General features: G+C 32.5%; 4 protein-coding genes. All 4 read right to left on the reverse strand.

All coding sequences use genetic code 11. The features are described from left to right. Positions 1-123: 123 nt before the first annotated feature. Entirely contained in the window at positions 124-2,007 is a 1,884-nt protein-coding gene (locus ACMUOV_RS00050) for an NADH-ubiquinone oxidoreductase-F iron-sulfur binding region domain-containing protein (protein WP_413852561.1), read from the reverse strand. Then, positions 2,007-2,489 carry an NAD(P)H-dependent oxidoreductase subunit E gene (locus ACMUOV_RS00055; RefSeq protein ID WP_413852563.1) on the reverse strand — a complete coding sequence of 161 codons (483 nt, stop codon included), beginning with the start codon at positions 2,487-2,489 and terminating at the stop codon, positions 2,007-2,009. Before ACMUOV_RS00055 ends, ACMUOV_RS00050 begins: the two co-directional genes overlap by 1 nt. A gap of 245 nt (positions 2,490-2,734) precedes the next feature. Continuing rightward, on the reverse strand, positions 2,735-3,868 hold the full coding sequence (locus ACMUOV_RS00060) for a glycosyltransferase family 4 protein (RefSeq protein WP_413852565.1): 1,134 nt from the start codon (positions 3,866-3,868) through the stop codon (positions 2,735-2,737). Next, positions 3,865-4,801, reverse strand: a 937-nt coding sequence (locus tag ACMUOV_RS00065; protein ID WP_413852567.1) for a protoporphyrinogen/coproporphyrinogen oxidase, incomplete at its 5' end; no start/stop codon positions are given. The genes ACMUOV_RS00060 and ACMUOV_RS00065, both read right to left, overlap by 4 nt.

Raw genomic sequence — 4,801 nt, forward strand, 5'->3', positions numbered from 1 at the left:
AGTTCGGAATGATAACAAAATGTAGGTAACTCTATATTTGCTTTTCTTATAACTTCCAAAAGATTTTTTTCTTTATCAAAAGAAACTTTTTTACCGTTAATAGTTAATGTTTTTTCCATAATATTATCCTCTCTTAACAGCACCAAATTTACATGTAGAAACACAAGCACCGCATTTTACACATATACTTTGGTCTATAGAATGTTTTTGTTTTAATGCACCTTTAATTGCACCTACGGGACACTTTCTTGCACAAGCAGTGCAACCTATACATTTTGTTTGATCTATTGTAATTTGAGTTAACCTTGAACATACTCCTGCAGGGCATCTTTTTTCTTTAACATGTGCATCATATTCGTCTCTGAAATATTTTAAAGTAGATAATACCGGATTGGGTGCAGTTTTGCCTAAAGCACATAACGAACCTACCCTAACGGCATTTGCCAACTGTTCAAGTAAAGGAATCGTATTTTCGTCGGCTCTTCCTTCGGTAATATCTTCAAGCATCATCAACATTTGTTTCGTTCCTTCCCTGCAAAGAACGCATTTACCGCAAGATTCGCTTTGTGTAAACTGCATGAAGAATTTTGCGGTATTTACCATACATGTTGTTTGGTTCATAACAACAAGTCCGCCCGAACCGACCATTGCACCCGCTTTTCTTAACGAGTCAAAATCAAGAGGTAAATCAAGATGTTCTCTTGTTAAACATGCACCTGAAGGTCCGCCTATTTGAACCGCTTTAAATGCATCTTCGGAAACATTACCTTTATCGTCGGTAACTCCGCCTGCTATATCAAATAAAATTTCCCTTAATGTTGTTCCGAAAGGAACTTCTATAAGCCCCGTATTTTTAACATAACCCGTTATTGCAAATGTTTTTGTTCCGGTAGATGTAGGAACTCCTATTTTTTTATAATAATCGGCACCGTCTCTTATTACCAAAGGAACCGTTGATAATGTTTCAACATTATTAATTACGGTAGGTTTATCCCATAATCCGTGTTGTGCGGGAAAAGGAGGTTTCGGTTTAGGCATACCTCTTTTACCTTCAACGGAAGCAATTAATGCAGTTTCTTCACCGCAAACAAATGCTCCTGCTCCTTCCATAACATGAAGCGTAAAACTGAAATCCGAACCGAAAAGATTTTTGCCTAATACTCCGATTTCTTCTGCTTTTTTAATGGCATTTTTCATTCTTTCAACTGCCAAATGATATTCCGTTCTGACATAAACATAACCTTCATCGGCACCTATTGCTTTTGCAGCTATTATCATACCTTCAATAACACTGTGAGGGTTACCTTCAAGAACACTTCTGTCCATAAATGCACCCGGATCACCTTCATCACCGTTACAAATAACATATTTTTTAGGACCTGGTTGAACTCTTGTTAAATCCCATTTTCTCCCGGTGGGGAAACCCGCGCCGCCTCTTCCTCTTAAACCGGAATCAAGTAATTCTTTACAAATCTGTTCATCGGTCATTTCCAAACAAGCTTTTTTGGCAGAAGCATAACCGCCTTTACTTATATATTCTTCTATATCTTCGGCTCCTATAAAACCGCAATTTTTAAGAACATATCTTTTTTGTTTTGCATAAAAAGGAATTTCCGCATGACCTTTATAAAACTTATCTTTATCTTTATAACATAATCTTTCAACAACTTCATCTTTTATTATGCTTTTTTCTATTATTTCTTTTACATCTTCAACTTTTACTTTAGTGTAAAGTATATCATCATTACCTTTTAATATGGAAACCAACGGCCCCATTTGACAAAACCCCTGACAACCGCTTTTGGAAACAAGTGTTCCTTTGCTTTCGTCATTTAATTCTATGCAAACATCTATATTTTGTTCTTTTGTCAATTTTAAAAATTCATCATAAACTTTTAAAGAACCGTTAGCAACACAACCGGTTCCCGCACAAATTATTATTCTTTTGGAAATTTGCTTAAATGCTTTTTGAATTTTACCGGAAATTTTATCTAAATCTACAGACATTATTTTTCCTCCTGTTTAATCATATCGTCAATAAGTTTTGTAACTTTTTCAGGTGTAACCTGCCCGTAAACTTCGTTATCTATAACCATTGCAGGTGCAAGCCCGCAAGCACCTAAACAAGAAACCGTTTCCAATGTAAATAACATATCCTTTGTAGTATTTTCTTTATCCGTAAGTTTAAGTTTTGTCCTTATTGCCTCAATGATTGTGCTTGATCTTTTTACATGGCATGCGGTTCCGTCACAAACTTTAATAATGTGCTTACCTTTTGCCTTCAATGTAAAATGTGCAAAAAAAGTTGCAACACCGTAAACTCTTGCAGGAGAGATATCCAATGCAGATGCGATAAAGGTTAAAATTTCTTCCGGAAGATAATTATAAACTTCCTGAACTGCCTGCAAAATCGGGATTAAACGAGCTTTATCTCTGCCGTTTTCATCAAGAATTTGGCATACTTTGTCAAATTTCCCATAATTTTCCATTTGAGCTTTCTCCTTATTATTTTAAAAAAAATTGTGAAACAAATTTTTTAGCTGATAAGCTGAGAACGAACACTTCGTGTTCTTAGCTGAGAGCTGATAGTTTTCTTTTGATGTCCTTCAGACTTATTTTTTAATAGATTGCGGGTCTGCAACCCACAATGGCACCTTAAATAAACTCTAAGCTCTCAACCCTCAGCCCTAAACTGCTATTATAACATAAAATGATTTTTATATTATAATATTTTTTATCTTTTTTTTAAAGCATTATACAACAGTTCGTGTTGTTTTATCATGTATTCTATGCCATATGTTTCGTCTATACTGTTTTTTGCTTCCCGTTCCATTTTAGATTTAATTTCGGGATTTTCTGCCAAATATAAGATTTTATAACAAGTTTCATCAATATTATAGGGCGGTATTAAAAAACCGTTTATTCCGTCCTTAACAATTTCTTTTTGACCGTCAACGGCATTAACAATCGGTGCCAAACCGCAAGTCATTGCCTCTATTGTTGAGATCGGTAAACCTTCCCATAAGGAAGTCATAACAAAAAAATCGCTTGAATGAAGGACATTTGCAATGTCTCTTCTCCAACCTAACAGAAAGATGTTTTCTTTGATATTATATTTTTCTATTAAACTTTCAAATTCCGGTCTCAATGTTCCGTCACCGACCATAACAAATTTAAAATTTTTATGTTCCTTTGATATTTTGTTTGCAACTTTAATAAAATCCGGTAAATTTTTTTGAGGTTTAAAAGGTCCTATTGTCGTTACCAAAATATCATCGTTACTTAAATTTAATTCTCTTCGTAATGACGGATTTTGAAAATTTTTAAAATTATCTATATCTATTCCCAAACGAATAAATTTATATTTATCCTGCTTACCTATTTTGTTTTTAATACCTTTATCAATATTTTCTTTGCTTATGAAAATAAGATAAGTTGAAAATATTGCACAGAATCTTTCAAGAAAAATAAAAAGATTTTTTTTGAAAAAGCTCTGAGTATCATTGAAGGAAAAACCGTGTGTAGTATGAATTATAACAGGAATACCGGCAAGCCAACCGCAAACTCTTCCTAAAATACCGGCTTTTGATGAATGTGTATGAATCACATCGGGTTTTTCTTTTTTTAATATTTTATATATTGAAATTGCGGCCTTTAAATCCTTTATCGGATTAATTTCCCTTATTAAATTTTTAACGAAATAAACTTTATTTTGTTGTTTTACTTCATCACTTAAAATTCCGTCACAACCGCAAATCATAAACGTATCAAACAATTCTTTATTAATTTTTTCACAAAGTGCTATTGCAACTTTTTGTGCACCGCCGAGCTCAAGTTTTGTAATTATAACGGCAACTTTTTTTTTCATTTTTTCTTTCCGATAAATTCTGCCAATTTTTTTGCATCGGAAATATTTTTTTCTATAAAAGAATATTCCCAACCGCCGTATCTGCCTATTGAATATATATTATTTTTAATTAAAAACTCATTTATTTTTTCCAATGTTTTTTGTCGTTCTTTATTGAAAACAACATAAGCATACGGCATATCAACAACATTTGCGGTAACAATTTCATCATCGGAATTTATAATTTTTAAATCTTTTAAATATTGAATTGTGTCTTCACAATTGTCATAAACATTGTTTTTACCGGAAAATTCGACATATAAGCTGTAACAATTTTTCGGAGCGGATTTCGGACAAACATTAGAATAAACACCGACTCTGTAAAAAGGATATTTTTTGTTAGGTATATAAATCCAGTGTTTGCCTTTTATAATTTCAGGTATGGATTTTTTATATTTTATTCCCAAATTTATACACCTGACCGATGTAAATTTTAAATTATTTGTAAGTTTTTTTATTCTTTTAGGTAAATTTATAATTGACTTTAATAATTCCTTTAACGGTTGTGTGGAAATTAAATTGGTATAGCCATACCATATTCCGTCTGCATAAACACATTTATCAATGTAATCTATTTTAGTAACTTTCAAACCTGTTTTAACCGATTTTTTTACCTTTTTATATAAACTTTCGGCTACAATTCCGCAACCGCCCGTTTGCGGATAATAAAAACAACTGTTATACCCGTAAGAATTATTATTTTTTTGATAAGCGGATTTTTCTATACTTTCAACCGAAGGTTTTGGAACAAAAGGCGCAGTCCAGGCAGCCGTCATTTTTTTTAAATTACAATTCCATAATTTTTGATTATAAGGTGCCATAAAATATTTTGTAATACCTTTACCGAACATTGCATTGCACCAATCAATAAACGGCATATCATTATAAATTTTA

The organism is Candidatus Ruminimicrobium bovinum, from assembly GCF_902760015.1.
Lineage (GTDB): Bacteria > Elusimicrobiota > Endomicrobiia > Endomicrobiales > Endomicrobiaceae > Ruminimicrobium > Ruminimicrobium bovinum.